Genomic DNA, 18,577 nt, shown 5'->3' with positions numbered 1-18,577 from the left:
TCTATTGAACATTTGTGCTAAATTGAACGATAGTAATTCTAATCAGCGGCAGTGCTAAAATGCCGCCACTACGCAAAGCCGCGGCCCGTCAAACAAAACCTTACCCCTCAAAATTTCTTAAATGTACGTCCAGTTTTTTTGTGCTTATTTTTGCCCAAGAAAGCCTTACCGCTTCTTTTTCTGCTTCGGTTAGTTGCCATTTTATGTTGGTAGCTCTTAATTTATCTGTAACGTACTGCAAAATTATAGCCGCACTTACCGATATGTTTAAACTCTCCGTATGCCCTACCATAGGTATTTTTAAAAACACATCAGCACTTTGCATCACTTCATCAGATAAACCTTTTTTTTCTGCTCCAAAAAAGAACACACTCTTTTTGGTAATGTCAAAATCAGCTAAAGAACAATCATTTTTATGTGGTGTGGTAGCCACTATTTGATAACCTTTACTTTTTAATGTGTTTAGCGTTTCTGAAGTGTTATCGTATTTGTGTACATCTACCCATTTTATAGCTCCTTTGCTCACGCCTTTTGATGCACTAAATTTATTAATGCTTTCTATTACATGGCAATTTTGCACGCCAAAACAATCACAACTGCGTATTACTGCATTGGCATTGTGTGGCTGAAAAATGTTTTCTAAGCCTACGGCAAAATGATTGGTGCGGTATGCTAGTACTTTTTCAAACTGCTCAATGCGTTCTTCTGTTAAAAACTGATACAAATATTCTTTAAGTTTGGAGTCCTTATGCACCCACCAAAATTAATATAATTATATTAAACAACTATGAGTGTCTATGTAGTAATAGCATTATATTTGAAATCTAAATGGCAATAAACGCTAAAAATATTATAAAAAAAACAGCTAAAGTAATGGGCTTTGCTTTACTGCTATTATTAGTGTTGCTACTGCTTTTAAAATTACCTTATGTTCAAACTCAGTTAGCCAAAACAGCTCTAAAATTTGTTTCTAAAAAAACTAATGCCACTATAAAATTAGACAAACTAAGCATCAATTTTGTTGATAAAGTGGGTTTAGAAGGCTTGTATATTGAAGATTTGAATAAAGATACACTCCTTTACACTCAAAATTTAGATGTAAATATGTCTATTTTGCATTTGTTGAAAGGTAAAATATATATAGATAAAGTACTACTAAACAATACGGTAGCCAATATTTATCAGCAGCATGACAGCACTTTTAATTTTCAGTTTCTTATAGATGCTTTTGCAGGAGATACTACTCAAAAAACGAAAAGCAATATAGATTTTGATATAAGTGAAGTTCAGCTTCAAAACTTTAAAATAGATTTTAATTTACTTAGTGGGAAAAATCAGTTTATAGCTAAAAATTTAAGTGTAAAAACCAACAAAATTGACATTAACAAACTCATTTTTTCTATAAATTATATAAATATTGAGCAACTAAACGGTTTTTCTATTTGGCAAAATAATGAAATGCCCGCAGATACACTTTTAAACGATATTCCAACGAGTTTCCCTTTTGACGGTTTTCCTGTAAGTATTAATGTAGATGAGCTAAAAATTAAAGAAAGTAACTTCAAATATCAACTTGGTAATGATACTTCAAATCAAAAGTTTAATGCTAATTACATAAATGTAAAAGATATTAATTTATGGGCAAACAATACAGTAGTTGACAGCCTTGGAGTAGAAGTGGAAGTAAATAAATTGAGCTCAAACTTAAATAATAAAATAAATATTGAAAACCTTACAGCTTCAGTTTTATTTAAACCTCAAAATATTACGGTAGAAGAGTTAAATCTTAAAATGGATTACACAACTGTTCAACTTTACACTAAAATCAGCTATCAAAATTTTGATGAATTAGCTTCATTTTCGCCTAATTTACTGCTTGATGTTGATGCTGCAAATGTAAATATTTCTTTAAATGAATTAGCTTATTTTGTACCTCAATTAGATAGTTTTTTACAAAAAGATTTTGTGGCTAATAATTCGGTTTTAGTAAGTGGCAAAATAAATGGAAAAGTTAATAATATAGACTTAAATAATTTAAAATTAACAACAGCAAATAACGAAATAATAGCAAATGGAAATCTTGAAAATTTGCTTGACATCAACAAGCTAAATACAAAAGGATTAGAACTGAGTGCCAATATTTTTGCTAAAGATTTACAACAAATTTTAGGAGAAAATATAATTAAGAATAATTACTTAAAATTTGGCAATATAAAATTAAAAACTACTGTAAATGGCAGTTTGCAATCTTTAAATATTGCAAATTTGAGTTTGTTAAGTGCTAAAAATATTGACTTAAAATGCCAAGGCAAAGTAAATAATTTGTTAAATACCGAAAAATTGAATTACGATTTTAATATTGCAAAATTCAACACTACAGTTTCTACCATCGGTATTTTTGTAGATTCGCTGCCACAGCAGTTAGATAGCATTAAATTAATAAGCTACAAAGGCGTACTAAAAGGCGATTTGCACCGATATTTTACCAACGGACTGCTGGAAACCAACATTGGAAAAGCCCAAACAAAATTAGGCATAGCTTTTAACCCAAATTATAGCAATGCAAAATACAAAGGTTTTATAAGTGTAAGTGATTTAAACCTTGGCATATTGGCAAACAGCGACAGCCTTGGAACCATAAATGCCGATATTACTTTAGATGGCAAAGGACTAAGTTTAGACAGTTTAAACTCTAATGTAGAAGGCGAAATACACGATATTACTTTTAATGGATATACCTATGAAAATATACTGGTGTTGGGCGAAGTGGCTAACAATACTTTTAACGGAAAACTAAATATAGACGACAATAATTTGAATTTTAATTTTGACGGTTTAGTAGATTTTAGCACAGCAATTCCTAAAGTAGATTTTAGAGCAGAGCTTAATAAAATAAATACGCAAAATCTTAATTTAACCACTTTTCCTATCATGGGAAATTTAAACATAGATGCCAATTTCACAGGCTTAAAACCGCAGGATCTTGATGGAAATTTGAAAATTACTAACATTAATATTAGCAATAAAAAGGATAAATGGGAAATGGACTCTTTAGTGCTTAAAGCCGATAAAGGAGAACAAGGAAATACTTCATATTTTGTTAGTTCAGAAATTATAAATGGTAGCCTAACAGGAAAATACGACATAAAAAATATTGGACAAATAATTCTTACTTCCTTAGATAAACATTATCCTTTTAGTTCTATTTTTATGGAGAAAGACAGTAGCAATTTTGCTCTTAGTGATGAAGAAATTCACCTTGAACTTATGGTAAATGATGCCACAAAATTGTTAGAAATTTTTAAAGTGCCTATTAGTAAATTAGAGCAAACTACCTTAAGTTTTGACTTAAATGCTCAAAATGAAAGCATGGATATGATTTTGAATATTCCCGAAGTAAAATATCAGAGTTATACCATTCAAAACATAAATTTAAACAGTCAAAGCACACAAAATTCGTTTAACAATTTATTAGGTATTGATTCTGTAATATTAGGCGATTGGGGATATTTGCCTAAATTAAATTTGAAAGCAGATTTTAATAATAATACAGGCACAAGCAGTTTAAATATTGGTGCTAAACAAAATTTATTTTTAAGTTCTAATTTCTTTACTGAAAATAATAATGCTGTGTTTTCTGTAAATAGTCCCATAATTTTAGGAACAGAAAACTGGCAATTTTCGCAGTCTAATCCGTTTTATATAAAACAAATTATGGAAAAACTGCCTACTATTAAGTTTTATAAAGACAATCAATCTATAGGCGTAAGTGTGGCAGATAAAAAATTAAATCTTTCTTTTGCCGATTTCAACATTAATAATATTGAAAAAATAATAGAATTTGAAACCTTAAAACTTTATGGCTTAACTAATGGCAATGTTTCTTTAAGCATGGACAGTATCAAAACCATAGAAGGAAATTTAGCTTTAAATACTTTGCAAATTAATGATATAGATGCCGGAGATTTAAAACTTAGTGCCAATATTTTAGAAGATAAAGTTCAAGCCAATATTAGTTTAATAGGTTATGATAATGATTTGCAAACAAACGCCACTTATGATATTAACACGGGAGCTATAAATGCCGAAGCCAAAATAAATAAATTTCAGCTGGCTACCATAGAGCCTTTTGTACAGAGCTATGCTAAAGATATAAGCGGAAAAATGACGGGGAATGTGATGATAACCGGAAATTTAGAAAACTTAGAAACCAACGGGCAGTTAAGTTTAAGCAATGTCAGTGCTTTTGCCATTCCTATTGGCTCTTCTTATAAAATTTCTTCGGGGAAATTAAATATTGTAACTAAAGAAATACACCCGGAAATAATTTTAATAGACGATAAAAACCGATTTGCCTATTTAAAAGGAACTGTATGGCATAAATCTTATAAAAATTTTACTTATGACCTAAATTTTAGTGCAGAGGAATTTACTTTTTTAAACTCTAAAAAAACAAAGGATATTCCTTTTTATGGCAATTTTGTAGCTAAGGCTTTACTAAATATTGCAGGCGATACGGAATTGCCTAAAATTTCCGGTTCAATAGAAGCAAAAAACTCTAATTTAACTGTACAACTTCTTGATGAGCAGGCTGTTGCTAAGCAAGAAGAATATGTAATTTTTATGGACGGCAGTGATTATTCTGCTACACAAATGGATAGTATAGCAGAAATGAGTTACAAAATTTCTACCGCTGTAGATTTAAACCTAAGAGTAGTTTTAAATGAAAATGCCAATATTGTGGTAGTAATAGACCCACTTACTGGCGATAATTTAGCTTTTAACGGCAATGGAGATTTATCGGTAAAAATGCCACCTTTTAAAGATTTAGATATAACGGGAGTTTACAAAATTAATCAAGGAAATTATCGCTTTTCATTTCAAAATGTCATAAAAAAGAATTTTAACATAACACAAAATAGTAAAATTACTTTTACCGGAAATCCGGAAAATGCTCTGTTGGATATAACGGCACTTTACAAAACAAAAGCAACAACTTTAGGTTTAGTAGAAAGTGAAAATACGGCTTTAAGCGAAGCCGATGCCAGCGAGTATAAAAGAAAAACAGATGTAAATGTTTACTTAAAAATAAATGGCAACCTTTTAAATCCTGAGCTTAATTTTGATATAGAATTGCCCAATAGTGCTTCTAATAGTATAAATAATAGTGCTGTACAGGCTCTTAACAAGATAAAAAACAACCCCAACGAACTTAATAAACAGGTTTTTAGTTTATTGCTTTTCAATAATTTTTCAACCCGAAGCAGTAGCACCAGCAATATTACATCGGCAGGAACTTCAAATGCGGTAAGGAGTTTAAGTGGTATGATAAGTAATCAGCTAAATAAACTGGCAAGCAATGCAAAAGGATTAGAATTAAACCTTGCTGTTGACCAATATAAAAATAGTATAAATGAAAATGGCGAGCAAATAACAGATATAGAATTGGGCGTTAGTCAATCATTATTAGATGACAGGCTAACCATTTCTGTAGATGGAAATGTAGGTTTAGAATCGGGGCAAGAGAAAGGAGCTTTAAGCAATGTGGCGGGCAATTTTGAAATACGCTACAAGATAACACAAGACGGAAAATTAAACATTAGAGTGTTTCAAAAATCGGATTATGATGCGTTAAATGAATCTAATGTATGGAAAACAGGAGCAGGATTTTCTTATCAAACTAATTTTGGCAAAATACTTAAAAAGAAAAAATAGTATGACCATCTACAAAGATACCAAGAAGTGCTTTCTATTAATTTTTCTTTATAAAAAAAAAGCTACAACTTGAGGTGCACTTTTACATGACCTTAATCAAAAATGCGTTAAGAAATGGTGTAAAACAGACATCTAAAATGAATGAACTTATAAAACAGTAAATAGACAAATTAGTATGCTCCTACAAGTGAAAATACTTTAGAAAAACTGAAATTGAGCATACATTAATTTGTCCTCGTCTGTTTTATAGCATTTTAGTGTTTTTGATTACAGTCTTGATTTTTTGTTACTTTTGTATCAAGACAAAAGTAAAAGACTACAAACTGTAACTCAAATTACTTAAGCGTCCAAAAAAAATCTATCTCAGAACATAATTTATTGGTAAAAAGACAAATAGTTATAAAAAATAGTGAACTTCAAAAAACTTGTCATATTATTTTTATTGCCTTTGATTTTTCAAAGTTGTAATGTTACTAAATATCTACAAGAAGAAGATAAACTTTACACCGGTTCAGATATTTCTTTTACTAATGAAAAATATATTAGTCAAAAAAAGGAACTGAAAAAGAATTTAGAAGAAGATTTGTACCCCAAACCCAATAAAAAGTTTTTAGGCTTATTTTATACTAAGCTGTGGTTTCATTTAAAAGTTAAACCAAAAAAAGAAAAAGGTTTTAAGTATTGGCTCAAAAATAAATTTGGCGAAGCTCCTGTATTAATTGATGATATAAATGTAGATGTACTTGAAAATTATATAGATAAAAGCATGCAAGACAATGGATATTTTAATACTTATACCAGCTCTACCATAAACGAAAAAACACATAAAGCATCTGTAGCTTATCAAATAGAAAATGGCAAACAAACCATTATAGACAGTATTATTTACCCCAAAACTAATACAGAATTAGACTCCATTTTTGCCAATTATAAACATTTGCTTACTAAAGAGGGCAAGGCATACAACCTAAACAAAATGGAATTGGATAGAACTACATTGGCTAAAGAAGTACGCAGTTTAGGCTATTTTGATTTTGATATAAGCGATATATTTTTTGTGGTAGATACTTCGCTGGGCGATAATAAAGTAAACCTGCACTATAAAATAAAGCAACAAAATAGAGAAGAAAAACTACAGAAATATCATATAAGTGGCATTAATGTATATCCTACTTTTAATGGAAATAAAGATGCTGAGGTAAAAAAAGGATTTGTAGGTAGTTTTTATTACAAAGAAATGGCTTTTAGAAGAGAATATGATTTTGTAGGTAAAAAAGCACTTTACAATAATATTTTAATAGAAAAAGGCGATTTATTTTCATTAAAAAATTACGAATACACTTCAGAAAGGCTAAATAATTTAGGCGTATTTAGTTTTGTAGATATTGAATACTCAAAAGATGATAATGACAGTTTAAGAGTAGATGTATTTCTTACACCGGGGCAGCATCAAAGTTTTAGAGCAGATATAGAAGCCAGCACTTCTAACCGAAGTTTCTTAGGCTCATCTGTGGCATTAAGTTATAGCAATAGAAACTTGATAAAAGGAGCAGAAAATTTTACTATTAAAGCATCGGCAGGTACAGAGTTTCAAATGGTAGATAAAAAAGCCGCTCTAAATATTTTAGATGTCAACTTTGAAATGAGTTTAGCTTTGCCCCGCTTATTAATTAGAGCTACGCCCCGAAAAATATTATCAAACAAAATACCTACTACTACCATAAATATTTTAGAAAATTATCAGCAGTGGTTGGCTTATTACACTTTAAATAGTTTAAATTTCAATTATAAATACGATTGGCAAAATCAAAAAAAACACAATCATGCTTTTCAGCCTTTGTTTGTAAATATTATTAGCCTGCTAAATACTACTCAAAAATTTGATGATTTAGTAAATAATAATCCTGCGTTAAAAACCAGTTTTAGCAACAGTGTTATTATAGGTAGAAACTATACTTACTCCGTAAGTACACAAAGAAACACTTACGATAAACACTACTTATATTTTTCGGGAATGATAGAAAATGCCGGAAATGAGAGCTTTATTATTGCTAAAATATTAAATAAAAATAAGACTTTGCCTTACAAAATATTTAAAACGCCTTTTGCACAATACACCAAATTAGATGCAGACTTACGCTACTACATAAAACCTAATAATTTCAGTATGTTTATAGCTCGTTTTAATCCCGGCATAGGCATACCTTATGGCAATAGTGATGTTTTGCCATACATAAAGCAGTTTTATATGGGTGGGCCCAATACTTTAAGAGCTTTTCAGTTTCGTTCGGTAGGGCCGGGGCGTTATACTTCTGAAACCGCCACTACAGATTTAAACCCCATAGAACAATCGGGCGATGTGCGACTAATGGTAAATTTAGAATACCGATTTGATATTTATAAGTTTTTAAAAGGTGCTATTTTTTCTGATATAGGAAATGTGTGGCTTTTAAAAGAAGATGTAAACCGACCAGACAGCCAATTCAAATTTAATAGTTTTTATAAGCAGCTTGCCGTTGGTTCGGGCGTTGGATTACGCTTAGATTTTAACTTTTTTGTGTTGCGTGGCGATGTTGGTATTCCCATTTACAAGCCTTTTAACAGTAGTGGCGAAAGATGGATAAATCAGTTTCCTGAAAGTGGATTTAGACCGTGGGTACAAAAAAACTTAGTTTTTAATGTAGCTATTGGTTATCCATTTTAAAACTTACTCTTTGTTATTGCATGTAAAACCTAAGGCTTCTCTGGTAGCCACATATTCAGCTCTTTCATTATCATCTATAAAACATTCTGTTTCTGTTTCTGCGGTAGCTCCATTCTCGCATCTTACACACACTTCTCCACAAGAACTTAAAAACAAACCTAACACTACATATAATCCTAATAATACTTTATTTGTTGTTTTCATACCATTTCAATTTTATTACTTAACAAAACGCAAGAGTTGTGCCAAATTAGTACGTGAAAGTATAATTTACTACCGTAGCGTTGCTCCTATCGTCTAAAATAATTAGCTCTAAATCATTAGAGCCTTGCTTTACCAAATCATCTATATAATAAGTAAATAAATTGCGTTTAGCATCATATTCCAGTACTGCCCAATTTCCATTAATAAACAAATTGTATTCGGCTATTCCACTTGTAGCATCGCTGGCGGTAAACTGTATGGTAGAAAAATTAGTCATTTTTTTATTGTTATAAATATTAGCTACTTTTACTACGGGTGCATCTTCATCTATATCTATAAAATAAGTACCCAATGCCCTTGATTTTGTATTCAAGTAACCGTTTCTAAATGTACCACCTGCATATCTTTTTCTTCCGTTGTAATCATTATAAGCAATGTAGTATTTATCCAATTTTGTGGTATCTATATTGGTAGGTAAAATAGAAATATCAAAATAGCCGGCTACGGGCACTTTAGCATCGTGTACCTTGTAAATTTGGCTGTACTTTCCCTGTCCTTCTCGGGAAAATTGAAATTTTAAATCGGTAAATAGTACGTCTTTGGGTAGTATTAATCTAAAATCGTTGTACTGTATGGCGTTTGAATCGCTTTGTTTAAAATCAAACTGAAAATCTTTAGTGCTGTTAATAAAATAAGTGGTGTTTAAATCCTTTGCTACGCTAAAATTTATAGTTGATTTATTTCCGTGAAAATCTAAAACTTCTACGCTTATGTTTTTAGGTTTATTGTCTTCTAAATTAATAATCCCTTGGTTAACCAACTCAGGATATACTTTAAGTTTATTCCCTTTTTCTACAAAACATTTATGCACCGTATTGTTATTGCTTCTTTTAGCCCAATAATCGCAATGCGAATAAACGTGTTTGGTAAAATTAAAATCTAATTCATCTACTCTATAATGATAGTGCAATGTGTCATTAACAAACATTTTTATTTCAAAAACTCCATTTTTATTAGAAGTTCCTGTAAATAAATCTACCGTATGCACCCCTATGCCCAATTTTGAAGTATTTACATTTTGCGTATTTGAAATTTTGTATGTACCATAACCCAAATTTGTAGCGGTTACTTTTTTATTGCTTAAAGGATTTCCTGCTTCGTCAATATTGTAAAAAAATATGTTGTAAATATTGGGTTTAGCATTGTCTTTTACTTGCAAATCGTAGCCAAAATAAAGTGGATTAATGGGATGTTCTAAGCTGTCGCGTATTTCAAAGTGTAAGTGAGGACCACCAGAGCCACCTGAGTTTCCCGAATGGGCAATAATATCTCCTTTTTTAACAGGAAATAAGTTTGGTGGTAAGCTTTCTAAATTAACAGCAAAACTGGTTTCGTCTATTTGCTGTTCTTTCAGCCAATTTTCTATATCTTTTTTAAAATTTTTAAGATGGGCATAAACAGAAACATAGCCGTTTGGGTGCGTTATATACAAAGCATTTCCATAGCCATAAGGCGAAACATTAACCCGAGAAATATAGCCATCTGCCACGGCATAAATATTTTTGCCTTGCACACCGGCAGTTTTTATATCTATTCCCGTATGAAAATGTGTGGTTCGTGGCTCTCCAAAAGTACCGGATAAGTACAAAGGTATATCTAAAGGCGAACGGAAATAATCCGGAGGAATATTATAGTTTTGAGCTAATGAAAGATGAATAAAACACAGAGTGAAAAGTGTATGTAAAAAAAATATTTTTTGCATAATTAATGGATAGTAAGAATTTTTACAGTTCTACTTTTGCTGCGGTTTTGTGTTCTAAAGATGCTTTTACAAAGGCTTTAAATAGTGGGTGAGGCTCGGCTACGGTACTTTTATATTCCGGGTGAAACTGAACGCCTATAAAAAACGGATGTTTTTTTACTTCTACTATTTCTACCAAATTATTTGTAGGATTTATTCCGGTGGCTTCCATTCCTGCATTTTCAAAATCAACTAAATATTGATTGTTAAATTCATATCTATGTCGGTGGCGTTCTTGTATAGTGGTTTCATTATATATTTCTTCCGCAAGACTATCTTTTTCTATTTTACATTCATATTGTCCTAATCGCATTGTACCGCCATATTTATCTATATTTTTCTGCGATTCCATTATGTCAATAACAGGATAAGGTGTAGCACTATCCATTTCTGTAGAATGAGCATTTTTAAAGTTTAAAACATTTCTGGCAAACTCTATAACGGCACATTGCATACCTAAGCAAATACCTAAAAACGGTATATTATTTTCTCGGGCATATTTTATAGCTTCTATTTTTCCTTCTATTCCTCTATCTCCAAAACCAGGAGCCACTAATATTCCGTCTAATTTTAATAACTTTTGCTGTACATTCTCTTTATTTATTTCTTCGCTATGAATAGCTTTTACTTTAACCGCACAATTATGCACTACTCCAGCATGGTTAAAAGCTTCGTTAATGGAAATATAAGCATCTTGCAACTCTACATATTTACCTATTAAACCAATTTTTATACTTTTTTTAGGATGATTAAGCTTATCTACAAAACTTTCCCATTCTCGTATATCAGATTTTCCTTCGTAAGGCAAATCTAACTTGCGTAAAATAGTTTTATCGGCATGCTCTTTTTCCATAGCCATAGGCACATGATATATAGAAGGGGCATCCATGCTTTGCAAAACACAATCGTAATCTACATTACAAAAATTAGCTAATTTCCTACGAATATCTTCCTCTAAATCGTGTTCTGTACGGCACACTAATATATCGGGTTGCACACCATTTCTTGCCATTTCTTTAACAGAATGTTGCGTAGGTTTTGTTTTTAGCTCACCAGCAGCTTTTAAATAAGGCACTAAAGTTAAATGGCAAACTATATTATTGGTTTTGCCTAATTCATACTGCAACTGACGTACAGCTTCTATATAAGGCAAAGATTCTATATCGCCTACAGTGCCACCAAGCTCTGTTATTATAATATCGTACTTGCCACTTTCGCCTAAAAGTAACATTCTGCGTTTTATTTCATCTGTAATATGAGGTATAACCTGTACAGTTTTGCCTAAATAAGCTCCGGCCCGTTCTTTGTTTATTACCGTTTGATAAATTCTGCCCGTAGTAACATTATTTGCTTGGCTGGTACGTATATTTAAAAAACGTTCGTAATGACCTAAGTCTAAATCTGTTTCAGCACCGTCATCTGTTACAAAACATTCGCCATGCTCATAAGGGTTTAGCGTACCTGGGTCAACATTAATATAGGGATCAAATTTTTGTATAGTAACTTTATATCCTCTACCTTGAAGTAGCTTTGCTAATGACGCAGCAAAAATACCTTTTCCCAAAGAAGAAGTTACTCCACCTGTTACAAAAATATACTTAGACATGACTTGAAAATATTGGTTGCCCAAAATTATACATATTTTTGTGCTTAGCTAATTTTATTTTAAATAATTTAGCCACTACTTTATTGTTTATAAATTTTATGATGAAAAATATATTAATTACCTTTTTTACACTTAGCCTTTTTTTAGTTAATGCCCAGCTTTTAGACGGAAACCCGAACCAATATAATAGAGGCGATACTTTAAGAGGTTCTCTTCGCCCCGAGCGTACCGCTTTTGATGTTACTTATTATAATTTGAACTTAGATGTTAGCTTTAAAAATAAATCTATTAGCGGATATAATGACATATATTTCAGCATGGTAGAAAATAGCGATTCCTTGCAAATAGATTTATTTGACAATATGATAATTGATTCTATTATTTATAATGGAGCAAAATTGAAGTATTTAAGAGATTATAATGCCGTGTTTGTTTCTTTCCCTAAAATAATGCAGAAAGGAAGCAAACAAAAAATGAGGGTTTATTATCATGGTAAGCCAATAATAGCTAATAATCCACCTTGGGACGGAGGTTTTACTTGGCAAAAAGATGAAGATGGAGAAGACTGGTTGGGCGTAAGCTGCGAAGGCATAGGTGCCAGCCTTTGGTGGCCAAATAAAGACCATTTAAGCGATGAACCGGACAGCATGAGGGTAACTTGTACTATACCTAAAAACTTAGTATTTGTAGGAAATGGATTACTTGAAAAAAATACAGAAACAGGAGATAAAAGATTAATGACATGGAAAGTTTCTTATCCTATAAACAATTATAATATTACCTTAAACATAGGAAATTATGTAAATTTTAAAGATACCTACACTGCACAAGATGGAGATAAACTGGGTTTAGATTATTGGGTAATGCCATATAATTTAGAAAAAGCTAAAAAGCAATTTGAGCAGGTAAAACCCATGCTGGCTTGCTATGAAAAGTATTTTGGTAAATTTCCTTTTTGGAAAGATAACTACAAACTTGTAGAAACACCATATTTAGGTATGGAACACCAAACAGCTATAGCTTATGGAAATGGATATAAAAAAGGTTATGCGGGCATGGATTATAGCCGTATTGGATTAGATTTTGACTATATAATTATTCACGAAACGGGACATGAGTACTGGGGCAATTTAATAAGCACAGAAGATATGGCAGATATGTGGATACATGAAAGTTTTTGTACTTATTCTGAAGCATTGTATGTAGAGTGTATGTTTGATTATAATAAAGCCCAAGAATATGTTAATGCTAAAAAACCTCACATAGGCAACCGTGCTCCTATGGCAGGTATTTATGGTGTAAATGTAGAAGGCGATGGCGATATGTATAACAAAGGAATGTTGTTTTTAAACACGCTACGCCATGTGGTTAATAATGATGATTTATGGTTTAGCTTGCTAAAAGAAATGAATGAAGAATTTGCTTATAAAACCATAAATGCTAATGATGTAATGTTCTTTTTTAATAAGAAAACAGGGTTAGATTTAACGCCTATTTTTATGCAGTACTTATATTATGCCGATGTACCAAAATTAATGTATAATATAGATAAAGTTAAAGGCAAAAACTACACTTTAAAATATAAATGGATAGCCAATGTTGGCGATTTTGCTATGCCTTTTGAAGTAAAAATTGGAGATAATAAAACAAGATTAAACGGCACTAATCAGCTTCAACAATACGATTTTAAAAAGAAGAAAAAAGATAAAGTAAAGTTTAATCAAGAGCAGTTTTACTACAAGCTAAGCGAGTATTAGAGCTTTTATCCAATTGTTTTCTACATCCATATACCGTTAGGCAATTTGTGTTTTACACTGCCACGGCAATCTTTTTGAGTAGAGCATGAGCTTAACAAAGCAACTAATAAGATTAATATGATTGCTATTTTTTTCATAATCTTAAAACGCAATGGTAAACTTGCTTTATTGTTTATAAAGAATTGTATTTGATAAAAGGACATAACTATGACAAAGTTGCCACAAGCCATGCGGATAAAATAAAAGATAAAATTTGTTTGCGATTTTTTTTTGCTTTACTTAGGATAACGAACCCTACTCAAAAAATCGCCAAACTAAACCACCGGCAAAAATGCGACCTCTGTCGGGGTAATGAAGTGCGGTGTAATAGTTTTTCTTTATCAAGCCTTCGTTTAAGTAATTGGCGGTAACAAAAACACGCAAGGTTTTTACTTTAAAACTTAAAAATGCGTCTAAACGTGGCGTGTAGTGCATAGTTTGCTGGTCTTGTAAATAAAATTGCCCAATTAAAGGATTCCATGCATAAGCAGAAAAATTAGTATTGTATGTAAGTTTTACACCAAACCAGGCTTGCATTTTTTTCTTAAATAATTTTCCCTGCACATATAAACTGCTTTGCAAAAAAACTGTAGGTATTCTTAAAATATCCTTGCGACTACTACCTTGCACACCTACAAAATTATCAAAATGAAGTATTTTGTAGTTTAATTCACTATTTACAGTAAGCTGCCAGTATTGTAATGCTCCATTTAGTTGTGTTGGCTCGCTGTTTTGGTTAAAATAAATATAATTGCCTAAAATATCGTATTCGCCATGTAGTTTTAATTTTAACTTAGGAATATGATAATCTAATGCTACGGTGGCTTTACTTTTTTTCTTAAAATTGTTTTCCCACGTTTTGCTTGTTGAGTAGTAAGAGTTTTCTATCCAGCTGGCTTCTTGCTGCTCCACACTCCCCGATGCTTTAGCATAACCCCACTTACCAAAATCATAAGCAAAATAACCGTTTACTTTCCAATCATTTTGATTATAACCCGTTAAATAATAATATCCTTCTGCTTTATATTGCCATTTTTTATTAGAAAATTCATTGCTTTGTATCAAACCAAAAACATGTAAGTTATTGGTAGTCATTTCTTTACGGTTTTGCCAAAGTTCAATATTATCGTGCTGCACGCCAGCTTCTGCCCTAAAATTAAAATATTGTATGCTATCGGTATTCTTTTTTAATCCTGAGTAGCTAACAGAAACCTGATTGGGTATTTGATGATAATATAATCTATAATAAGTAGAATCCTCTACTTGATAAAAATTAAGATAATCATTATAATAATTTACAGAATCGGCAGCTTTATCTACAAATTGAAAAGTATTGCGTTGCGTTCCTACTTTATAATTAATACTAAATGAAGGGTAAAACTTTTTAACGCTTAAACTGTCATTTATAGAATCTATTTTATGAAAACCGAAATTGTAAGTATTTGTTATTAGTAAATTTAGGTTTTTGTGTTGTGTAAGTCCTTGTGTTATATAAGGCGTATAAAATTCCTTATTGCTTTCTTTAAGCGAAGGCGTGTTTACAAAATCCTCTTGAACACCGCCATTTTCTTCATTTTTAATTTTATTAAAAACTAAATCTACACCCAGCTGATAACGTGCATTTTTAGAAGTAAATAAACCATAAAGCGTAAAAGCCCCATTTTTTGAAGGCATATTTCTATAAACACCATTGCTTAATGTACGGTGAAATTCTAAGCCATAAACAAATCTGTTTTTTATATTGTGAGAAAACTTAGCTCCAAATATATTTTCTCTTTTACTTCCTATGGTGTAGCTAATTTCAGAATAAGGTTTTTTAGTATTGTAATACTTTATTCTATCCATAGCATATTTATAACGGTCAAAGTGCGTCATGCCATTTTTAAACCCAATTTTGTTATCCCAATCTAAAGCTAATTTATAGTGTGCTTGTCCTGTATTTCCTAAATTAAAATAGTCCCACGTATTGCTTTGAACAAAATTATATTCCTCTAAATTATTTAATGAAGAATCTATAGGAATAAAAGTAGTAGGCTCGTCTTTATAGTAGTAATAGTAGGTTTCTTCTTGCTGGGCAAAAAGTATGTTTGCAGTTGTTAAAAACCCCAATGTTAATATTAAACAAAGCTGCTTAATTTATATTTCTTTAAGTAAACCTTTTATTATTGTAGTCATTTTAGGCTCGGCATTGCTTGCAGCAGCCAGCACCATATCATGGCTTATGTCTTCCATAGCCTCCGGTGGGTAGCCACAATCGGAAATAACCGAAATACCAAAAACTTTTAAGCCACAATGGCGAGCAGCTATAACCTCCGGCACGGTACTCATGCCTACGGCATCGCCACCCATTATATGAAAAGCTTTATATTCTGCGGGAGTTTCAAAAGTAGGACCTTGCACGCCTACATAAACGCCTTTATCGCATCTTATGTTGTTTTCTTTGGCTATTCTTTCTGCTATGGCTATATAATCTGAATGATACGCATTTAACATATCGGGAAAACGTGGCCCTAACTCTTCTATGTTTGGCCCTCTAAGCGGATGCTCGGGCTGTAGGTTAATATGGTCGGTTATTATCATTACATCGCCTACTTCTTGTCCTGGTTTTATACCTCCCGAAGCATTAGAAATAATAACAGAATGACAGCCTAAAAGTTTCATTAATCTAACCGGAAAAACCACATCTTCCATATTGTAACCTTCGTAATAGTGAAATCTGCCACTTAAAGCCAATACGTTTTTGCCACTAACTTTACCTAAAATTAATCTTCCTGTATGCCCTTTTACCGTAACTCTCGGAAAATTGGGTATTTCCTCATAAGAAAGTTCTTTAAGTATTTCTATTTCGTTACTAAAATTTCCTAAGCCACTACCCAGCACTATTCCTATTTCCGGCTCAAAATCCATTACAGATTTTATAAACTTAACCGTAGCATTTAACCTTTCTAAAATTTCTGCGTTTTCCATTCTTATTCTTGATTTAAGTATTCTTCTAAAGTTGTATCAACAAAAAAGTGTATTAATTTATCAAATTTTTCTCTTTCTTCGGGTGCAAAATTAATTCTTATAGGTAAACAATGTATAAGAATTTCATTTTTATTAAATTCTTCAATGAAAGGCAATAGTCTTGTAAGGTCTTTTTCTGTGGTAAGCAAATACTTTTTTGTTGCAGAAGTATTTTTATAAGTGCTGATTATTGATTCCACATCTTGGGCAGTAAATTGGTGGTGGTCGCTAAATTTACGCTGATAAACATTGGCGTATTTATTTTCTAAATATTGCACTAAGCTATTATTATTGGCTATGCCACTTACTAAAATAATGCTGCTGTCTTTTTCTAATTCAGCAAATTTAATTTGATTGTTTTGTATGTAGTATGTTTTTTGATATACAATGTTTGAAAATAAAACATACTGGTAGCTTTTAGGTTTTAATTTAGCAACAATCGCATTTTTATCTTCTTTTGAAATGTCTTTTGGTGTATTGGTAACAATTATTATATCTGCCCTATCGGCTCCGCTTTTAAATTCTCGCAAATTCCCTAATGGAAGTATTTGATTATCAATATACAAATCATTGTATTTTGTAAGTAAAATGTTTAAACCGGCTCGCACAGCTCGGTGCTGAAAAGCATCATCTAAAAGCACTACAAAATTTTCTTCTTTATTATGCACTAATTTAGGAATACCAAAAGCCCTACTTTCCGATACGGCAATGTGAGCTTCGGGGTGTCGCCATTTGAGTAAAAGCGGTTCATCTCCTACGTCTATAGCTTTGCTATTTGTTTGCACTTCTGCATATCCTGTGGTTTTTCTTCGGTATCCTCTGCTTATTACGCCAATGCTATAACTGTGTTTTAGTGTGGCTATCAGATAGTCAATATGCGGAGTTTTTCCTGTGCCTCCTGTGCTTAAATTTCCTATACAAATAACAGGAACTCCAAACTTAACAGAACGGAAAAAGCGTTTTTTGTACAAAAAATTTCTGATAGCTATAACCATTGCATAAAGCAAGGCAAAAGGCGATAATATTATTTTATTTAAAATGCTCAATGATAAATGGCTCTCCTTAAAAAATCGTTAAATGGTTTAGCTGTTTTGTATTTTTCTACAATAGTTTCTAAAAAATCATCTTTAAAAATAATATTAGCATCTAAATCTTTCATGTAGTAAAAACCTTTATTGGCAATAAGTGCTTGTACTTTTTCATCTTCTTGGAACTCCGGAGCCAGTCTTTTAGCTTTTTCGCCTTTAATTTCTCCAAAATTCTGTTTAAACTTTTTATTGTTTACCAGTTGGTCAAATTCTTTTAGGTTATAAGAAATTTCTTGACGCACTTTTTGTAGAGCTTCATTTTCTAAAAAATAAGCTCCACCACCTATATATGTATCTTGTGGCGATATGGAAATATAAAACCCGGGATATTGTTTGTCTTTTCTTCCATGTTTTGAAATTATGGCAGAACGGTCAAGTTTATAAGGAGCTTTATCTTTGCTAAAACGTATATCTCGGTTTATTCTAAAAATAGAATCATTAGGTTTTACTAATATTTCTTCATCAAATTTACTTACTTCAGTTTGTAAGTCTTTTATAAAATTTTCAAAAGGCTCTTTAATATTTTTAGTATATCTTTTTCTGTTTTCGTCCATCCAATCTTTTGTATTATTGGCTGCCAATTCTTTAAAAAAATCGTGGAAATCTTGATTGAAATATTTGCTCATGGTTTTTTTTTTGCTTTGTATATAGTCTTTC

At 31.5% G+C, this 18,577-nt stretch carries 12 protein-coding genes; 3 read left to right on the top strand and 9 right to left on the bottom strand.

The genetic code is table 11. The features are described from left to right. Positions 1-100: 100 nt before the first annotated feature. Positions 101-754, bottom strand: coding sequence for an RNA methyltransferase (locus H6578_03525; protein MCB9226232.1), 654 nt, complete (start codon positions 752-754; stop codon positions 101-103). A 74-nt stretch (positions 755-828) separates the two neighbouring features. Between H6578_03525 and H6578_03520 the strand changes: the two genes are divergently transcribed. After that, positions 829-5,715 (top strand): translocation/assembly module TamB domain-containing protein, encoded by a 4,887-nt coding sequence (locus H6578_03520; GenBank protein MCB9226231.1) that lies wholly within the window; start codon positions 829-831, stop codon positions 5,713-5,715. A gap of 409 nt (positions 5,716-6,124) precedes the next feature. Continuing rightward, the gene (locus tag H6578_03515; GenBank protein MCB9226230.1) at positions 6,125-8,419 is read left to right on the top strand and encodes a BamA/TamA family outer membrane protein; all 2,295 of its coding nucleotides are present in this window, start codon (positions 6,125-6,127) and stop codon (positions 8,417-8,419) included. A 3-nt stretch (positions 8,420-8,422) separates the two neighbouring features. On the opposite strand, the gene H6578_03510 is transcribed toward H6578_03515, so the two are convergent. From H6578_03510 to H6578_03500, 3 genes are read right to left on the bottom strand one after another with little or no spacing between them, the layout of a single operon-like run. Beyond that, positions 8,423-8,623 (bottom strand): hypothetical protein, encoded by a 201-nt coding sequence (locus H6578_03510; GenBank protein ID MCB9226229.1) that lies wholly within the window; start codon positions 8,621-8,623, stop codon positions 8,423-8,425. A 46-nt stretch (positions 8,624-8,669) separates the two neighbouring features. Continuing rightward, positions 8,670-10,385, bottom strand: a complete 1,716-nt coding sequence (locus H6578_03505; GenBank protein MCB9226228.1) for a M23 family metallopeptidase — start codon at positions 10,383-10,385, stop codon at positions 8,670-8,672. Positions 10,386-10,407: 22 nt separating this feature from the next. Continuing rightward, positions 10,408-12,030 (bottom strand): CTP synthase, encoded by a 1,623-nt coding sequence (locus H6578_03500; protein MCB9226227.1) that lies wholly within the window; start codon positions 12,028-12,030, stop codon positions 10,408-10,410. 101 nt (positions 12,031-12,131) lie between these two features. Between H6578_03500 and H6578_03495 the strand changes: the two genes are divergently transcribed. Next, positions 12,132-13,787, top strand: coding sequence for a M1 family metallopeptidase (locus H6578_03495; protein MCB9226226.1), 1,656 nt, complete (start codon positions 12,132-12,134; stop codon positions 13,785-13,787). 20 nt (positions 13,788-13,807) lie between these two features. Here H6578_03495 and H6578_03490 read toward each other — a convergent pair whose 3' ends face one another. From H6578_03490 to H6578_03470, 5 genes are all read right to left on the bottom strand, one after another. After that, positions 13,808-13,924, bottom strand: coding sequence for a lipoprotein (locus H6578_03490; protein ID MCB9226225.1), 117 nt, complete (start codon positions 13,922-13,924; stop codon positions 13,808-13,810). 157 nt (positions 13,925-14,081) lie between these two features. After that, entirely contained in the window at positions 14,082-15,935 is a 1,854-nt protein-coding gene (locus H6578_03485) for a hypothetical protein (protein MCB9226224.1), read from the bottom strand. A 27-nt stretch (positions 15,936-15,962) separates the two neighbouring features. Beyond that, positions 15,963-16,778 carry a purine-nucleoside phosphorylase gene (locus tag H6578_03480; GenBank protein MCB9226223.1) on the bottom strand — a complete coding sequence of 272 codons (816 nt, stop codon included), beginning with the start codon at positions 16,776-16,778 and terminating at the stop codon, positions 15,963-15,965. Between the two features lie 17 nt (positions 16,779-16,795). Continuing rightward, on the bottom strand, positions 16,796-17,878 hold the full coding sequence (lpxK, locus tag H6578_03475) for a tetraacyldisaccharide 4'-kinase (GenBank protein MCB9226222.1): 1,083 nt from the start codon (positions 17,876-17,878) through the stop codon (positions 16,796-16,798). Beyond that, positions 17,875-18,546 carry a DUF2461 domain-containing protein gene (locus H6578_03470; protein MCB9226221.1) on the bottom strand — a complete coding sequence of 224 codons (672 nt, stop codon included), beginning with the start codon at positions 18,544-18,546 and terminating at the stop codon, positions 17,875-17,877. The genes lpxK and H6578_03470 overlap by 4 nt, the downstream gene beginning before the upstream one ends. Positions 18,547-18,577 lie beyond the last annotated feature (31 nt).

The sequence above is a fragment of the Chitinophagales bacterium genome (assembly GCA_020635995.1).
In the GTDB taxonomy this organism is placed as follows: Bacteria; Bacteroidota; Bacteroidia; order Chitinophagales; family UBA8649; genus JAFMKE01.
The sequence above is the reverse complement of the archived record's forward strand: the minus strand, read 5'-3'. Positions and strand labels throughout refer to the sequence as shown.